Source organism: Sphingopyxis sp. SE2, assembly GCF_032227185.1.
Lineage (GTDB): Bacteria > Pseudomonadota > Alphaproteobacteria > Sphingomonadales > Sphingomonadaceae > Sphingopyxis.
Genome location: NZ_JAPMXW010000001.1, coordinates 2302361 through 2319902, shown reverse-complemented (window position 1 = coordinate 2319902; position 17542 = coordinate 2302361). Strand labels below are relative to the sequence as shown.

Annotated in this window: 17 protein-coding genes; 16 read left to right on the top strand and 1 reads right to left on the bottom strand. The window is 61.4% G+C overall.

Annotation, left to right across the window (positions count from 1 at the left end; translation table 11 throughout):
- The first annotated feature begins 350 nt into the window (after nt 1–350).
- The 16 genes from OVY29_RS11035 to OVY29_RS10960 all read left to right on the top strand — a co-directional run bounded on the left by OVY29_RS11035 (nt 351) and on the right by OVY29_RS10960 (nt 16582).
- The gene (locus tag OVY29_RS11035; protein WP_313911385.1) at nt 351–2708 is read left to right on the top strand and encodes a TonB-dependent receptor; all 2358 of its coding nucleotides are present in this window, start codon (nt 351–353) and stop codon (nt 2706–2708) included.
- A gap of 116 nt (nt 2709–2824) precedes the next feature.
- A complete protein-coding gene (locus OVY29_RS11030; RefSeq protein ID WP_313911384.1) occupies nt 2825–4024 on the top strand; it encodes a cytochrome P450 in 1200 nt (399 codons plus the stop codon).
- A 133-nt stretch (nt 4025–4157) separates the two neighbouring features.
- On the top strand, nt 4158–4886 hold the full coding sequence (locus OVY29_RS11025; protein ID WP_313911383.1) for a glucose 1-dehydrogenase: 729 nt from the start codon (nt 4158–4160) through the stop codon (nt 4884–4886).
- Nucleotides 4887–5645 carry an SDR family NAD(P)-dependent oxidoreductase gene (locus OVY29_RS11020; protein ID WP_313911382.1) on the top strand — a complete coding sequence of 253 codons (759 nt, stop codon included), beginning with the start codon at nt 4887–4889 and terminating at the stop codon, nt 5643–5645.
- A gap of 33 nt (nt 5646–5678) precedes the next feature.
- Complete coding sequence (locus tag OVY29_RS11015; protein WP_313911381.1) at nt 5679–6116, top strand: SRPBCC family protein; 438 nt, start codon at nt 5679–5681, stop codon at nt 6114–6116.
- A gap of 38 nt (nt 6117–6154) precedes the next feature.
- The gene (locus OVY29_RS11010) at nt 6155–7276 is read left to right on the top strand and encodes a phosphotransferase (RefSeq protein ID WP_313911380.1); all 1122 of its coding nucleotides are present in this window, start codon (nt 6155–6157) and stop codon (nt 7274–7276) included.
- Entirely contained in the window at nt 7236–8198 is a 963-nt protein-coding gene (locus tag OVY29_RS11005; protein ID WP_313911379.1) for an SDR family NAD(P)-dependent oxidoreductase, read from the top strand. The genes OVY29_RS11010 and OVY29_RS11005 overlap by 41 nt, the downstream gene beginning before the upstream one ends.
- 12 nt (nt 8199–8210) lie before the next feature.
- Entirely contained in the window at nt 8211–8618 is a 408-nt protein-coding gene (locus OVY29_RS11000) for a heme-binding protein (protein WP_313911378.1), read from the top strand.
- Nucleotides 8619–8724: 106 nt separating this feature from the next.
- Nucleotides 8725–9981 carry a cytochrome P450 gene (locus OVY29_RS10995; RefSeq protein WP_313911377.1) on the top strand — a complete coding sequence of 419 codons (1257 nt, stop codon included), beginning with the start codon at nt 8725–8727 and terminating at the stop codon, nt 9979–9981.
- Complete coding sequence (locus tag OVY29_RS10990; protein ID WP_313911376.1) at nt 9982–11091, top strand: Gfo/Idh/MocA family oxidoreductase; 1110 nt, start codon at nt 9982–9984, stop codon at nt 11089–11091.
- Nucleotides 11091–11726, top strand: a complete 636-nt coding sequence (locus OVY29_RS10985; RefSeq protein ID WP_313911375.1) for a nuclear transport factor 2 family protein — start codon at nt 11091–11093, stop codon at nt 11724–11726. Before OVY29_RS10990 ends, OVY29_RS10985 begins: the two co-directional genes overlap by 1 nt.
- Complete coding sequence (locus tag OVY29_RS10980) at nt 11726–12955, top strand: CoA transferase (RefSeq protein ID WP_313911374.1); 1230 nt, start codon at nt 11726–11728, stop codon at nt 12953–12955. The genes OVY29_RS10985 and OVY29_RS10980 overlap by 1 nt, the downstream gene beginning before the upstream one ends.
- Nucleotides 12955–13866, top strand: coding sequence for a hydroxymethylglutaryl-CoA lyase (locus OVY29_RS10975; RefSeq protein WP_313911373.1), 912 nt, complete (start codon nt 12955–12957; stop codon nt 13864–13866). The genes OVY29_RS10980 and OVY29_RS10975 overlap by 1 nt, the downstream gene beginning before the upstream one ends.
- Nucleotides 13863–15269 (top strand): 3-isopropylmalate dehydratase large subunit, encoded by a 1407-nt coding sequence (gene leuC / locus OVY29_RS10970; RefSeq protein WP_313911372.1) that lies wholly within the window; start codon nt 13863–13865, stop codon nt 15267–15269. The genes OVY29_RS10975 and leuC overlap by 4 nt, the downstream gene beginning before the upstream one ends.
- Nucleotides 15269–15889: a 3-isopropylmalate dehydratase small subunit gene (gene leuD / locus OVY29_RS10965; RefSeq protein ID WP_313912059.1), complete on the top strand. Its 621-nt coding sequence runs from the start codon at nt 15269–15271 to the stop codon at nt 15887–15889. Before leuC ends, leuD begins: the two co-directional genes overlap by 1 nt.
- Nucleotides 15890–15973: 84 nt before the next feature.
- Nucleotides 15974–16582 carry a VOC family protein gene (locus tag OVY29_RS10960; protein ID WP_313911371.1) on the top strand — a complete coding sequence of 203 codons (609 nt, stop codon included), beginning with the start codon at nt 15974–15976 and terminating at the stop codon, nt 16580–16582.
- 77 nt (nt 16583–16659) lie between these two features.
- Here OVY29_RS10960 and OVY29_RS10955 read toward each other — a convergent pair whose 3' ends face one another.
- Nucleotides 16660–17532, bottom strand: a complete 873-nt coding sequence (locus tag OVY29_RS10955; protein ID WP_313911370.1) for a helix-turn-helix transcriptional regulator — start codon at nt 17530–17532, stop codon at nt 16660–16662.
- Nucleotides 17533–17542: the final 10 nt, after the last annotated feature.

Below are 17542 nucleotides of genomic sequence, written 5' to 3'. Positions count from 1 at the left end.
CCCCGGGCTTGTTCTCGGACCGAACCTTGTCGGGTCGCAGCCGGTCGCACGGAGTCGGGCATGCTTATGGCGCAGCTGCTTCGGTGTTTCTGTCACCCTTGCTGGTACAGAATTGCCCAAAGGGAGGAACTGCATCTGGTGGCCGATCGGCGTTCGCCGACACCGCGAGCAACTAACCCGCGCGCCGCCGTTGAGGCCTGCTCATGGCTAGAAGAGCGGGGTTTTTGGCCATCTTCGGCTCGTGCGAAGGCGCAGTCACTGTTTGAGGGGACAGCGCGACGGCCCAGGGTCGTCTATTGGAACGGACAACAAATAAAGAAACAAAAATCGACCGAGGGAGGAGACCTAAAGTGAAAGCACAATTCAAAGCGTCTGTGGCCGCCGTGGCGCTGGCTGGCGCGCCCATCGCGGTTTTCGTGCCGGCTTATGCTCAAGGTACAAGTGGCGATGTCGCGCCGGCTCAGGAGCGGACCGAGGGCGGAGCGCCCGAAACGGTCGGGATCGGCGAAATTGTTGTCACTGCGCAGAAGCGCGAGCAACGCCTGAACGATGTGGGACTGTCGGTGTCCGTAGCCTCCGGCGAGCAGATCCAGAACGCCGGCATAACCGATGCTGCCGATCTTGGGGCTATCGTGCCAGGCTTCACCGCGTCGACCAGCGTCTTCGGGCCACCGGTCTTCTCTCTCCGCGGCGTCAACTTCAACTCGTTCCAAGCGTCTGCACCGCCGACCGTAAGCACCTACGTCGATGAGGCGGCGCTTCCCTATCCGATCATGGGCCAGGGACTCTTCCTCGATATCGAGCGGGTGGAAGTGCTAAAGGGGCCGCAGGGAACCCTGTTTGGCCAGAACGCGACAGGCGGGTCGATCAACGTAATCGCAGCGAAGCCGACCGCTGACCTGTCGGCGGGTTTCCGCCTCGATGCCAACCATTGGGGTGAAGTCAATGCTGAGGGCTTCGTCAGCGGCCCCCTGTCTGACACGCTTCGGGGGCGATTGGCGGTGCAAACCAGCCAAGGCGGCGGTTGGCAGCGCGGCTATTTTCTCAATGATCAGAAAAATGGCAGCCAGAACAAGTTGGCTGGACGGCTGCTGCTCGACTGGACGCCAACCGAACGACTGACGATTTCCGTCAACCTCAACGCGTCGCGCGACCGTAGCGAACAGCAGCAGGCGCAGGCGTTTCTTATTCTGCCGGCCGTTCCGGCTGGAGCTCCTCCGGCGTTCCTCGATTATGCAAACAACCTGCCGGACGATGCGCGCGATGCCGACTTTGACCAAGGGTTCGATACGCGGGCCGATAGCCACACCTATCAAGCTGTGCTTCGCGGCGACTATGAATTGACTGACGAACTGTCTCTGACGTCGATCACCAACTATGTCGAGACGCGCTTTCGCTCGCCGCACGATCAGGATGGCACCGCCGTCAACACGCAACAGGGACTTGCGTTTGCCGACATCCAATCGATCAATCATGAAATCCGGTTGAGCGGCGCTTTCCCCTCGGCGGGAGTCAACTTTGTTATCGGTGGCAGCTACGGCGATGACGACATTACCGAAGGCGTGTTCAACAATTATGCCGCTTATTCGGGGTTTCCGCCGAATTCTCCCGCCGAATGGCGCTATGACCTGACGCAAAAGGCAAAAGCGGTTTTCGGCAGCATCGATGTCGAAGTGACTCCCGGCCTGACCCTAACGGCCGGCGCCCGATACACCGATACCGAGCAATCGATATTCGGTTGTACGTTCGATCGCGGCGGGACGCCCGGCATTCGCGGAATTCCCCAGTTTATCGTGAGCGGGATCAATCCAGCCCTAGCGGCCGCCTATGTTAGCGGGGGTTGCATCACCATCGACGATTCCGGGCCGAATCCGACTTTCCTGCCAGTGTTCGCCGACCAAACGCAAAAAGAAAACAACCTCGCTTGGCGCGGAGCGGTCAATTACAAGCCCAGCGACGATGTGCTGCTCTATGCTTCGGTCAGTCGGGGTTTCAAGGCTGGCACTTACCCGGTCATCGTCAATCTCTTCGATTCGGCTATTCAGCCGGTGGGGCAGGAAAAGCTGACGTCCTATGAAGTCGGCACAAAGTTGACCTTGGCCGACAATCGAGTCCAACTGAACATGGCGGCGTTCCACTATGATTACGTCGACAAGCAGTTTTTCACGTTCCTTCCTGTCCTCGGTGGAGCGCTTGTTACGGCAACTTTGGTCAACATCCCCAAGTCGACGGTGGATGGTCTCGAGTTTGATGTAACGGCGGAGCCGGTCGAAGGGCTGCGCATCACTGGTGGCGCCACTTATATCAAGACCGAGGTCAAGGATTATGTGAACGTCGACTTCGCGGGACGTCCGTTGATCGCGTCGGGGCGGGAATTCAACTATGCGCCGCCGTGGTCAGCCAATCTCGACGCGGAATACAGCGTTCCGAGCAGCGGCTCGATCCGTCCCTTTATCGGTGGATCGGTGACCTATCGCGCCCGGACTTTCGCTGATCTTGGCGAAGCTGCCTATTCGAGGTTACCCGCCTATACCCTGTTCGACGCCCGCATTGGCATCGAATCGGACGATGGATGGCGCCTCGCACTTTATGGGCGCAACCTCACCAACGAATATTACTGGAACTCGGTGGCGTCCGCCGGCGATGGGGCCGTGCGGTTTGCCGGAGAACCGCGAACCTTTGGCGCGAACTTGAGCTATCGCTTCTGACCGCGGGGCGAGGGTGGTTCGTGGATCACCCTCGCTAGGATCTCTCGAGTTCGGCAGCGTCATTGATGGAACGCCATGCGCTCTTGCGGCGCATCTTCCGAGCAGGGGGAACAGGCATGACAGCCACTGTCGAATTCGAGCTTGAAGGGCTGATCGAGAACTTCGACGTTCACGACGAGCGTCTGAAGGATCATTTCTACGAAACGCTGGAGGCGATGCGGCGACGCGGTCCCGTCCACCGGTCGGAGGCCCACGGCGGCTACTGGGTCGTGGTCGGGCATCGCGAAGTGACGCAGGTAGCGCGCGACTGGCGCCATTTTTCCAGTGCTGGTGGTGTCGTTCTGGCGGGTACGAAGCCCCAGAAATATGTGCCCGTTGAGTATGATCCACCGCAGCACCAGTCGTTCAGGCGGCTGCTCAATCCCCACTTCAGCAAGGCGGCTGCGGCCACTTTCGAGCCGCAGCTTGCCGTGTTCGCTGACAAGCTCATCGACGCATTCATCGCCAACGGTTCCGCCGACCTCACCGAAGCTTACGCGAAACCGCTCGCCGCCCACTTCTTCTTCGACCTTTTCTTTGGGCTCTCCCCCGACGAAGCCGCGCAATGCGAGCGGGCAACAAATCAGGCGATGTTCTCCTCCTCTGTCGAGGATCAGATCGAGGGCTTCAGCCAGCTCGAAAGATATGTGCGGTACTTGGTCGTTCGCCGTCGCGAACTGCCATCCGATGGCGGCTTTATCGACTCGGTCCGAACGGGCGAGGTTGACGGTCGCCCGGTCACCGAGGAAGAACTGATTGGCATCATCCAGCTCATGATCGTGGGCGGCGACGATACTGCGGTTCACACGATTGGAAACGTGCTGCTCGAACTGGGCCGGCACCACGATATCCGCGATCGCCTCGCCGCCGATGTCTCGCTGATGCCCTCGGTTCTCGAGGAGACGATCCGCCATATGCCGCCTGCGGTCTCAATCATGCGAACGGTGACGGAAGATATCGAACTTGGCGGGCAGCAACTGCAGGTCGGCGACCGCGTCATCCTGATGTGGTCCTCGGCCAATCGGGACGAGACCGTATTCGATGACCCAGCCGAGTTTCAGGTCGGCCGCGACAATATCAGGCAACATATTGCCTTTGGCGGAGGCGTCCACAAATGCATCGGCGAGTGGTTCGCGCGCATGATCGTCAGCGTTGCCGTCGAACGCCTGCTACGAAGATTGCCGGACTTGGTCGTGCCGCCGGATGCCCACATCGACTACAGAATGGGTCAGTCGCGCGGTCCGGCGACGGTGCCGGTCACCTTCACGGCGAGCTGATGGAACGGATGATGAGCATGGCGGGGGCAAGGACCCGCTGCATTGCGGATTGAAGCAAATGGGGTCGGTCTGTGGCCTCATCTCTTGAAAGGCTGATAGATTGGTCATGAGCGGAAACGGGTTGGCAGGAAGAGTGGCGATCGTCACGGGCGGCGCAAGCGGCATTGGCGCCTCGGCCGCCCGCCTGTTCGCCGCGGCTGGCGCGGCCGTTGTCCTCGCAGACATAAATCGGACCGACGGCGCGCAAGTTGCCGATGAAATTGGGGCAGGCGCTCTCTTCGTGCAGCACGACGTGCGGCTCGCCAGCGACTGGGACGCGCTTTTCGAAAAGGCGGAACACAAGTTCGGCCCCGTCTCCATTTTGATCAATAACGCGGGAATCGCAGTCGCGCCTGTTTCGCTCGAGGATGTGAGCGAAGCCGACTATCGCCACATGATCGAAGTCAACCAGATATCCTGCTTCCTCGGCATGCGCGCGGCGGTGCCCTCGATGCGGAGAGCGGGCGGCGGCGCGATCGTCAACGTGTCGTCCGTTGCCGGTCTCAAGGCGGAACGTGGGGCAATTGCCTACACCGCCAGCAAATTTGCCGTGACCGGAATGACCAAGGTCGCTGCTCTCGATCTGGCGAAGGATGGAATCCGCGTGAACTCGGTTCATCCAGGCCTTGTCGAAACGCCGATGGTGCGTCCCGCGGAAGGCGCCGAGGCGTTCGATGCCATCATGCAGTTCGCCGCCGGCCTTCCGATCCCGAGGCTCGGGCAGCCCGAAGATATCGCCAATCTCATCCTGTTTCTGGCGTCGGATTCGGCCAGTTTTCTGACCGGCGGCGCCTATCTGGCCGACGGAGGATGGACACTTTGAATGGAGAATAAGACTGTCGAGCCTCGCCTTTCGGGGAAGGTCGCGATCGTGACCGGAAGCGCCCAGGGTATCGGAGAGGCAGCGGTGCGGCGCCTCGCCCACGAAGGCGCGCGCGTGATGTGCCTCGACATCAACCGCAGGGTCGAGAAGGTCGCCGCGAGGATCGGTGAAGCAGCCCACGCGGCCGTGACCGATGTCTCCGACATGTCGGCCCTCGCGGCCGCCGTCGACGAAACCGTCCGCCGATGGGGACGGATCGACATTTTGGTGAACAATGCCGGCATCGACGGCGTTCCCGCGATACTCGAAGAGGGCGACCCGGCGGATTTCGATCATGTGTTAAGCGTCAATCTTCGTGCCTCCTGGGCGACGATGAAATTTGCCTTGCCCCACATGGTGGCCAACAGCGGCGGGGCAATCGTCAATGTCGCTTCCGTCGCCGCCCTGGTCGGCTTCGAGACGCTGTCGATCTACGCGGCATCGAAAGCGGCCCTGCTTGGGCTCACGCGCACCGCAGCACTCGAATATGGAGGGCGCGGCATACGGATCAACGCTCTTTGCCCGGGCGGTGTCATGACCCCGCTCGCGCGGTCGTTCATGGAAGAAGGCAGCGCTGAAGCGTGGGCGGAACTTCACGCGCTCAAGCGTTTCGCCGAACCCGAGGAGATCGCGAGCGTGATCGCCTTCCTCGCAAGCGACGAGGCGTCGTTCATCACCGGCGCGGTCATTCCCGTCGATGGCGGAATGACAGCCCGCTGAATTTCGAGTTTGAAGAAGTGAAGAGGAAAGCCGATGCCCATTGTTAGCGCCAGCAGAGTCATCGATGCACCGGTGGTCGACGTCTGGGACGCCATTCGCGACTTCGGTTCGCATTCGCGATGGATCGAACATCATCCGGCAATTTCGCTTGAGGGCGGCAACGGGCTGACGATTGGGGTCAAACGCCGGGTAACATATCGGGACGGGTCGTTCTTCGACGAGATATTGACCGCCATGGATGACCGCAAATGGCTCCAGGAATATGACGTGGTCGGCGACCTTCCCCTTCCGGTCTACAATGTGATCGGTGCCATGCAGCTTTACGCGATCAGATCGGGCGCGGGCACATTTGTCGAGCGACGCCTTAGCTATGACACCCCGTTATCCGAGGAGGAGGCAGTCGCATTCGCGCAAAGCCGGGTCGACCTTCTCGCGGCCAGCCTCGATCTTCTTGCCGACCTTTTCAAATAGCACCGGCGCCGGCCGAGCGACTTAACGGGAGGACCCTCTTGCTCATACCGAATTCACCACACGATCTGTCGCCGGACTTGCTGACCACTGTCCTGCAAACTGTCGAACCCGCCGCGTGGGTGACCGCAGTCGCGATCGTAAAGTCGCACGAATATGGCGACGGCGACGTGTCGACTTCGGCGCGCGCGACGGCGCAGCTTAGCTATTCCGAGGACTCGCCCGCCGGGCTGCCGCGCGACGTGATCCTCAAATTGTCGTTCGACCCGCGAAAGGAAGGCACCGACGCTTGGTACTGCCAGCTCGACGGGCTGTTCGCGAACGAGGTCAATTTCTACAACCGCATCCGGCCCGAGCTCGATATCGAGGCGCCGCGCTCCCTCGGCGGACATTTCGATCCCGCGACGAAACGCTATGTGCTGATCATGGAGGACGTGACGCGGCGCGGAGCGATTTTCCCGAGCAATCTCGAGGCGGTCGGCGTTGCCAATGTACGCCGCATACTCGACGTCGTGGCCGCACTCCATTCGCGCTATTGGGAGAGCGATCGTTTTTCCGGCGATCTCTCGTGGATGGAAACCCATCTGAAGGGCGGCGTCGAAGATCATATGCAAAGCGTGATTCCCGAGCAGGGCATCAGCAGCCAGCTGGAGCTTCACAAGTTCAAACGCGAAATTCTCGAACGGCTTGAGACAACCGAGCGCGAATTGTTCGGCGCGATGTGCGCCAACAAAAAGCATCAGGCGATGCTGCCCCAGACGCTGCTTCATGGGGATCTCCATATCGGCAACACATACCGGATGCCTGACGGAAGCGTCGGACTGCACGACTGGCAATTATGCGTTCGTGGCTTTGCGCTGCACGACGTCACATACATCATCAACACCGCGCTCTCGATCGAGGAGCGGCGCAGCAGCGAACGGTCGCTGCTCGACTATTATCGCGAAAAGCTGATCGAATTTGGCGTCGTTAACCCGCCCGACCGCGATATGCTCTGGCTCGAGCACCGCCGCGCATCGCTCTGGACGCTGTACATCGGTTGGTTGACCTGCCCTCCCGAAAGTTATGGCTGGGAGACCATGGCCGTCGCCTTACTGCGGGTATCGACGGCTGTGGAGGATCATGGAACGCTGGCGCTCGTGCGCGAAACGGCGCCTGCGTGACCCGTTCGCGAAGAGCCGCGCGGTGAGCGACGCGCGCACGGCTGTGGTGGTCGGCGCGAACGGCGGCATGGGCGCCGCGGTTACTCGCGCCTTGCTGCAGCAAGGCTATCATGTCGCCGCAACGGTCTCCCGGCCGGATACGCTGGACGCGTTTCTGGCCGCTTTCCCGGCCTGTTCGCATGCTGTGCCGCTCGACCTTTCGGACGCCGGTGCCGTCAAGGCGCAGCTCACGGGACTGGTCGAGAATTTGCCGCGCCTGGACGCCGTCGTCGTTTGCGCGGCGGTCGCGCCATTCGCTCCGGCGGAAACGACGGATTTCGATGTCTTTCGCCAGACCGTCGAGATCAACTGCCTTTCCAATCTTGCGGTCTATCAGAGCTGTCTACCGGCATTGCGGCGGTCAGCGGGGCGTCTGCTGCTTACCGGCTCCTGGTCAGGCAAGGTCGCAACACCGATGATGGCGAGCTATGTCGCGTCCAAGTTCGCGCTAGAAGGACTTGTCGATGTCCTCCGGCAGGAGGCGTCGGCCTGGGGAGTGCAAGTTGTTCTCATCCAGCCGGGTGCGCTCGACACGCAGATGATGCGGCGCAGCCAGGCGTCGCTCGCGGCGACGATCGCATCGCTTCCTGAAAGCGAGACAGCGCTTTACGGCAAGCTCTACCGGCAGATGAAGTATCGCGCCGACGAGGGTATCGCGAACGCGAATTTTACCGCTCCCGAGGCTGTCGCCGCCACAGTGTGCCAAGCGCTTGAAGCGACGTATCCAGCGACACGCTATCCCGTCGGTGCCGACGCCATATACATGTGCGACATGGCGGCCACTCGCTCGGACCGCGAAATCGACGACTTCATTCTCGACATGTACCGCTCAGCACCACTCGACGGCATTGTGGAGAAATCCGAACTGTCAGCAACCGAGTAGCGAGAAGAGCGCATGCCATCCAAGCCTTATATTGCGATTGCCGATGCGGATCGGGTCGCGTCGGCCGCCCGGGAGGCGGCGCAGGCGGCCGGCGTCGCGGTGACGATCTGCGTGGTCGATGATGCAGGGCATTTGCTGCGCCTCGAACGGCTCGATGGCGCGCCGCTGGTATCGCTCCGCGTCGCCGAAGGAAAGGCACGCACCGCGGTTGAGATGAAGATGCCGACCTCGTTGGCCGAACAGGCAGCGACGGGCATGCCGTCGATCGTGGCTATCGCAGATATTTACCCTTTTCGTGGGGGCATCCCCCTCTTCGAAGGCGATTTCTGCGTCGGCGCAGTCGGGATATCGGGCGGTTCGCCCGACCAGGACGAAGCTATCGCCGTAGCGTCGGCATGCGTCTGGACGCCGGCTGGATAAGGCTATGTCCCGGCCTTCGGTGACAGGCGAAACCGTTCGACTTTGCTAGACCGTCTTCAGAACCCGGGCGCCGGACGGCGGATTCGGGCAGAAAAGGAGCAGGAAAATGGCGACTGTCGAGGCCGGACTCGGAAGCTACTCGGACCCGGAGGTGCAGCGCTGCCCCTTTCCGTTCCTGACCCGGCTGCTTGAAGAAGCGCCGGTATACCGCGATCCCGGCACCGGCATGTTCATCGTCAGCCGCTATGACGACATCAACTACGTCAACAGCCATCCAGAGATTTTTTCGAGCCGCACGCCGATCATGATCAACCGGGAAACGTCGGTCTCGGAAGAGGTCCGCCGGCGTTACGCCGAGCGCGGCTGGCCCGAAGAACATGTTCTCGCCTTCGCCGATCCGCCGGAACACGGTCTTCACCGCGCACTCGTCGATAAAGTCTTTACACCGAGCTATGTCAAGAAGCTCGAACCGGTGGCGCTCGCGATCGTCGATGGGCTCATCGACGGTTTCATCGAAACAGGCGAAACCGATCTGGCGTCGGGATTTGCAGTCCACCTGCCGATGTACATCATCTCGGACCAGCTTGGTGTTGCCCGGGAAGATTATGAGCAGTTCAAGCTCTGGTCGACGGCGTGGGTCGATCGGAACGATCCCAATTGTCCGCCGGACCGCGAGCTGATGCTGACGGACCGCATGATCGATATGCAAAATTACCTCGCGGCGCGTGCTCGCGAATATGAAGTTGATCCTCAGGACAATATGCTGAGCCGGCTAGTGCATGCCGAGGTCGAAGGTGAGCGCCTGACCATGGGACAGCTGCTCATGGTCGCTCAACTGATCCTGGTCGCGGGAAATGAAACTACCACAACTGGCATTACGACGGCGACCTACATGATTCTCAAAGACCAGGCGCTGCTCGACCGGGTCCTCGCCGATCCCGCGCTTATTCCCATCGTGGTCGAGGAGATGCTTCGTGCGCACGCGCCGGTCCCGCATCAATATCGTTTCACGACCCAGGATACCGAACTCGCCGGCGTGGCCATTCCGGCGGGGACCGTGGTGCAGATAAGCTATCTCGCCGGCAACTACGACACAGCCAAATGGGAATGCCCCGAGCGCATCGATATCGACCGGAAGGGTGTGCGCAACCATCTCGCATTCGGCCGCGGCATTCATTTTTGCGTCGGCAACCAGCTGGCACGAATGGAAATGCGCGTCGCGATCACACGCCTTCTGGAAAGGCTGAAGGATTTGCGCCTCTCGGACCATCATCCCGAGCCCCGCTTCATGGAACATTTTCAGATCCACGCGCTGGAGAGCCTGCACGTCAGCTTTACGCCTGGCTCGCAGATCGCTGGTTAGATGACGGCAGCCGAAAAACGGATCGGCGTCGGCCTCATTGGGCTGAGCGCAGAGGGAGGTTGGGCGGCGACGGCGCATGTGCCGGCGCTCCGCGCAATGGCCGAACGTTACGCTATAACCGGACTGGCAGCCTCGAGCGATACGGCCGCAGCGGCCGCCGCCGCCGTGCACGGGGTCGCATTTGCTACCGGCGATGCGGCCTTGCTGGCAGCGCACCCCGATGTCGATCTTGTCGTCGTTGCGGTCAAGGTGCCGCGCCATCGCGAACTGGTTTCCTGTGCGATCGATGCAGGCAAGTCCGTCTACTGCGAGTGGCCGCTCGGCCGGAGTGTCACGGAAGCCGGGGGCATGGCAGACGCGGCCGGCGCAAAGGGCGTCTCGGCCTTCGCGGGATTACAGGCCCGGTCGGCGCCGGCGCTGCGTTATCTCCGCGATCTCGTCGCCGACGGCTTTGTCGGCGATTTGCTCTCGACCAGTGTCATCGGAGCGGGCGGATTTCCGTGGGGGGGCATGGCGACCGCCCGCACGGCCTATGTCACCGACGCTGAAACCGGCGCGACCATGTTGACCATTCCCTTCGGCCATATGGTCGACGCGTTCGGCTGGATTGTGGGCAGCTTCGATCGACTGGACGCTACGCTGGCGACCCGCCATCGCGATGTGAAGTTGACCGATGAGGATCGGACGGTCGCTGCCGACGCGCCCGACCATATTGCCGTGAGTGGCACGCTCGAAGGCGGGGCCGTCGCATCGCTTCACTATCGCGGCGGAGACTGGCCCAGCGGGGGCTTCCGCTGGGAAATGAATGGCGCGGACGGTACCCTGCTGGTCGAAGGCAGAAGCGGGCATCTTCAATATGGTCATATACGGATCCGCGGTGCACGCGGATCGAGGCCGCTCACCGATCTACCGGTACCGGGGCAATATCGGCGCGTTTCGACCGATGCGGACGGTTATGCCGACGCGGTCGCGCACGCCTATCGGGCGGTGCACGACGACCTGACCGGGGGCGGCTCCACCGCCCCGACATTTCGCGACGCTATCGAAACTCATCGGGTGCTTGACCGCATCGAGCGATCTGCGGCGCGATCCCTGGAGAGGACATCATAATGACCTTGGAAGAAATGCAGGAAAAGCTGACCTATTTGATGGATCGGCAGGAAATCCTCGATGTCGTAGCGCGATACTGTCGAGGCGTTGACCGGCTCGATCGCGCCATGGTCATGTCGGCCTACCATCCCGACGCCGTCGACGATCATTCGATGTTTGTCGGCACGGCCGATGAGTTCTGGACCTGGGTCCAGAATATGCACTCAACCCATCATAGTTCCACTCAACACATGATCGGTAATCATCTGGCCGAGATCGATGGCGACGTCGCTCATTGCGAAACCTATCTTTCCTATTCCGGCATCAACAAGACCGGGGCGCCCTTCAGCGCCATCGGCGGCCGCTACATCGACCGCATGGAGAAGCGGAATGGCAAATGGGGTATCGTCGCACGTCAATATATCGTCGACTGGGTGGCCCCCTCGATCAACACCGTCGAGGGTTCGCAAACGCCCGAAGGCGGCGCGAATTATGATTGCCTCGTACCGTTCGAATTCCAGGTTGCCGAGACCGCTCCGCAGCCGAGCCGCGATGCCCGTGACCCGTCCTATAGTCGTCCGCTGGAAATAGATCCCGAGCGCGTTGCAGGCTACAAGCGGCTCCGCGACGGCGCGGCTGAAGTGACGAGGTCCTGATGCCAGAAACGGATCGGCACGAAGGCGTTCTCGCCGGGATTCGAGTGCTCGAAATCGGTCACTTCGTGGCTGCACCATTCTGCACCCGTCTACTCGGCGATCTTGGGGCAGAAGTGATCAAGATCGAGCCGCTGGGCGGCGATCCGGTCCGCCAATGGGGCGCGCAGGTCGACGGGCGCTCGCTCTGGTGGTCGGTGCACGGCCGCAACAAGCATAGCATCGCGCTCGACCTCAAGACCGAAGCTGGACGGGCAGTCGCGATCGATCTCGCCGCCGAGTGTGATGTCGTTGTCGAGAATTTCCGGCCCGGCCAGCTCGAGAAGATGGGGCTGTCGCCCGACATTTTGCGCAAGCGCCGTCCGGGGCTGATCGTCGCGCATGTTTCGGGCTACGGCCAGACGGGACCGGGTCGCGACCAAGCCGCTTTCGGCGTGATCGGAGAGGCAATCGGCGGAATTCGTCACCTCACCAACCATGCGCCAGATACCTATGATTTGCCGCCGGTACGTGTCGGTGTAAGCGTCGGCGATTCGCTCGCGGGCCTGTACGCGGCATTCGGGATCGTCGCGGCGCTTTGGCGCCAGGCGCGCTTCGGGGAGAATCCCCAGTATCAGACGGTCGATGTCGCACTGACCGAAAGCGTGCTCAGTCTCATGGAAGCCATGCTTCCCGAATATGGCGCACTGGGTAAGGTCAAGCAGCCGACTGGCGGCGCGATTGCAACGGCGGCACCGTCGAACGCCTATCCCACGGCGGACGGCGAATGGATATTGATCGCCGCCAATTCCGAACCCCTTTTTGCGAAGTTGCTTCTGTTGATAGGCCGGCAAGACCTGGGGAATGATGAGCGGTTTGAAGGCAATGGGCAGCGGGTGCGTCACGCAGCCGCCCTCGATCTGATCATTTCGGATTGGACGCGTTCGCTGACGGCAGCGGACCTCAGCGAACGGCTCGCCGCCGCCGATATACCCGCGTCAAAGGTCTTTACCGCTGCAGACATCGCGCAAGACGCGCAATATCGCGCCCGAGGCATGGTGCGAGATGTCGATGACCCGTTGTTGGGCCGAACGCTGCATCCAGGCATCGTTCCACACTTTCCGGGCGCCCCGGGAAGCATTCGCCGTACTGGGCCCGCGATCGGCGCCGATGGCGAAAATCTTGCCCGCCAATTGCTCGGATATGACGACGGTCGGATTGCCGCACTTAAACGAACCGGAGTCCTGGGTTGATGTCGAATATTATCGAAATTGTCGAGGTCGGTCCCCGGGACGGGTTCCAGTCGATCGGGCCGCTGATTCCGACGAAACGGAAGCTCGAGCTGGTCGACATGCTCTACGACGCCGGTGTCCGCCGCATGGAAGCGACCGCGTTTGTTAGCACCAGCGCGGTGCCGCAGCTCGCAGATGCGGGAGAACTGCTCAACCATATTGCCGACAAGCCTGGCCTCGATGCCCAAGTTCTGGTGCCGAGCCTCCGGCACGCCGAGCGCGCGCTAGAAGCTGGTGCCCGGCATCTCGCATTCGTGCTTTCGGTGTCGGAAAAGCATAATCGAGGGAATGTGCGCCGTTCGCCTGCCGAGTCCGTCCAGGAGTTCAGCGAACTGGTCGAGCTTGTTCCGATCGGGACGCGTCTCCGGCTCAACATGGCTACGGCATTCGACTGTCCCTTCGACGGCCCGGTGCCGGCCGAGGCGACACTGGCACTGCTCGAACCGCTCGTCGCGCTGGCGCCGAAGGCTGAATTTTGCCTGTGTGATACGACCGGGCGCGTCACGCCCGACCGGGTTGCAAGCCTGTTCGCCACCGCCAAGGCAATAAATCCGGAGGCACCGCGATGGGCCTTCCACGGCCATGACACTTACGGACAAGGCGTATCGAACGCTGTTGCCGCCTGGAACGCCGGGATTTCCGTGATCGATTCGTCTTTTGCCGGCTTGGGGGGCTGTCCCTTCGCGCCGGGCGCGACGGGCAACGTCGCGACCGAGGACCTTGTGTGGACATTCACCGAGATGGGGCTGTCCACCGGCATCGACCTGCCGCGTCTCATCGAGGCAGCGCGGGAGGCGGCCGAGCTACCGGGCGCAAGCTTTGGGGGGCGCGTTCGCGATGCACTTCTTGCTCGCACACGGACTGCGGCATGAGCCAGGGCCCTCGCACCTTGTTCCAGAAAATCTGGGACGCCCATGCCATCGCCGAAATGGATGACGGGAGCTGGCTGCTTCATATCGACCGACACCTCGTTAACGAGGTGACGAGCCCGCAAGCCTTCGAGGGGCTGCGCGCGGCGGGACGGAAAGTTCGCAGCCCCGAGCTGACGATTGCCGTTGCCGATCACAATGTTCCGACCAAGAACAGGCACCTGCCGATCGCCGACAGGGACAGCCGCATCCAGGTCCAGACGCTCGAGCGCAATGTCGCGGAGTTCGACGTCCCTTACATTCCGCTGCAAAGCGAAGCTCAGGGCATTGTCCATGTCGTGGGGCCTGAGCTCGGCCTGACGCTTCCCGGCATGACGATCGTTTGCGGCGACAGCCACACGTCGACCCATGGCGCGTTCGGCGCACTGGCATTTGGCATCGGGACGTCGGAAGTGGAGCATGTGCTGGCGACCCAGACACTCCGCCAGAAGCCGGCGAAGACGCTGCGCGTTCATGTCGAGAATGAACTCCCGGCAGGAACCTCGGCGAAGGATCTCATTCTACACATCATTGGCCAACTCGGTACCGCCGGCGCCACTGGACATGTTATCGAATATTGCGGCGCGGCAGTCGAGGCGCTCGATATGGCGGGGCGAATGACGCTGTGCAACATGTCGATTGAAGCGGGTGCGCGGGCGGGAATGATCGCCCCGGACGAAAAGACCTTTGCCTGGCTGCGCGGGCGGGCCGGCGTCCCGTCCGGCGACGCGTTCAACCTGGCGAGCGAACGCTGGCGAACCTTGGCTTCCGACCCTGGCGCTGCGTTCGATAAGCAACATCGAATCGATGCGAACGACATCGCCCCGATGGTCACCTGGGGCACCAGCCCGGAAGCGGTGGTGCGCATCGATGGAGTCGTTCCGACAACCGACGAAACGCCTATCGGCAAGCGCGAGCAAACATCCGCGATGCTCGAATATATGGCGTTGAAGCCAGGCCAGAAACTCTGCGACCTTCCGATCGATGTCGTGTTCATCGGCAGTTGCACCAACGGGCGGATCGAGGATTTGCGGAGCGCCGCCCAAATCGTAAAGGGGCGCCACGTTGCCGACGGCGTTCGCGCATTGGTGGTGCCGGGCTCGGGCCGCGTCAAGCAGCAGGCCGAGGAGGAGGGGCTCGCCGATATATTTCGCGCGGCCGGTTTCGAGTGGCGCGACGCCGGGTGCTCGATGTGCCTTGGCATGAACCCCGACCAGCTCAGCCCTGGCGAACGCTGCGCCTCTACCTCGAACCGCAATTTTGAGGGACGGCAGGGACGTGGCGGGCGCACGCACTTAATGTCGCCCGCGATGGCCGCGGCCGCGGCTGTCGCGGGGGCAATCGTCGATGCCCGGGATTATTGTTGATGCGCAGCTTCACTAAACTCGATGCCGTCGCCGCGCCGCTGCTGATCGACAACATCGATACCGACAAGATCCTGCCTGGCGAATATTTGAAGACTGTCAGCCGTAGCGGGCTTGGTCAGGCGCTTTTTGCGCGAATGCGCTATCATGAAGACGGAAGTGAAATCGCCGACTTCATCCTCAATCGTAATCCCTGGCGCGAAGCCGAGATTCTCGTCGTCGGAGACAATTTCGGTTGCGGATCGAGCCGCGAGCATGCGCCTTGGGCCCTGCTCGATTTTGGCATCACCTGCATCATCGCCCGCAGTTTCGCCGACATTTTCTATAACAATTGCTTCAAGAACGGCATTCTGCCGATTCGGCTCGAAGCCGACTTTCATGGGCGTCTGGTAAGTGCCGTCGGCGATCTGGAGACCGCGCGGCTGCGTGTCGATCTCACAACGCAGCAGATAGTCGGCTCGGACGGGACAATCGCCCGATTCGATGTCGAGGCCGGGGCAAAGGTCGCCTTGCTGGAAGGGCGCGACGAAATATCGGAATCTCTACTCCATCGAGAAAAGATCGATGCGTGGAAGCGCGACAATCTCGAAAGAACCCCTCCGGTCGTCCTTTCCAACCGGTGAAGCGTCCGCGTCCCGCACGCAGGGGACAGCGGAGCCCCGCTCTTTTCGTTAATGTTCGACAATTCCCTTCGATGAGGTGTTCAAATGGATAGTCCCGCTCCGATCTTGGCCGCCGTTCCGACGGTAAAGCTGACCCCGTTGATGCTCAATCACGCGGCATGGGTGACGCATGACGTTGAAGCGACAGCGGACTTTTACATGAACGTCATGGGCATGGATCTCGCGAGCACGGTTATCGACGATACGGTGCCTTCGACGGGCGATGCTTTCCCTTATTTTCACATCTTTTTCCGCATGAAGGATGGGTCGACGATTGCCTTTTTCGAGGCGCCCGGCCTTCCCCAGCGCCCGCCAGTTACCCATCCGGCCTATGAAATTTTCGATCATATCGCCCTTCAGGCAGAAACGCGCGAAGAAGTGGACACTTGGCGGGATTGGCTGGTGGGGCAGGGAATCGAAGTCGTTGGTCCGACCGACCATGGCGGTCTGATCTACAGCATCTATTTTCGCGACCCCAACGGCCTGCGTCTCGAAATCACCTATCCAACAGATCCGGACTGGAACCGGCATACCGATCAGGCGCTGAAGGACCTCACGATGTGGAATGAGGGCAAGAATCGCGCCCGCGCAACGGGGCGCGACCTGATGGAAGCCATGACAGAACTGATCGTGCAGCGCCGGGAGCGCGAGTGATCTGACATCGATACGCGCGGGCCAATGCCTGCACCCTTAGCTGGTGTGGGTCCGCCCGGCTGAACAGCGTCAGGGGATTAGGCCGCCTTATAGTCGGGAAGCACTTTTTCCAGCTTCGGAACCTGCCGGGTCGCGCGATCCTGCCACTTGCTCCACAATTCGAGATACCACAGCAGCAGATCGCGCTGCGTCGCGATATTGAGGCGATTGTAGGCGCGCTTGCGATACGTCATCGCTGTTTCGTCGCATATGTTGAGTTCAAGCGAGATGCCGAGCGACGACATGCCGTAAATGATCCGGCTGCAAACTTCGGCCTCGCGGCGAGGAAGCGCCGCGCACTCGCGGATGCACGCCTCGATTTCCTCGAGCGACGTTAGCGCCACCGAGACGTTGGGGCCGTTCCAGGTCATGCTGATATGCTTGGCAAGCAGAGCAAAAATCGTACCCGCTATCGACTTGACGGCTTCAATGTCCGTCGTCGTGAACCGACCCACGTTCGAAGACCGCAGGACACTCAGCCCGACGATGTCGTCACCCCAGCGCGAACAGATGAGCAACCGGTCCTGAATGTCCGTCTCGCCATAGACGATTTCACGCAGGGCATCGTCAGAGAGATGCCCGATATCGGTCCGGACGAATGCCGACGTGTCCGACTCCAGTCGATGCTGCGCCTCGGTCATGGTCGGATCTTGGCGCCACAGGCCTTCCTTGAGATAGACGCCGACCTGCCGGTGCGCCGTGTCCGAGCCATCGAGACTTGCCGCCGTCACTTCGAACAGATTGTCTGCCGTCAGGTTGAAAACGGTCGCATGCTCGGCGCCGCACGTAGCGTGCAGAAGGCTTAGCAGCTCAATACCAAAGCGCTTTTCCCCAATCGACATGATGAGCGCGGGGAAATTCGCCGCGAGCTTTTCAAGGGCTGGTTCGGGAAGGGCTGTCCAAAAACTCACGTCACTCTCC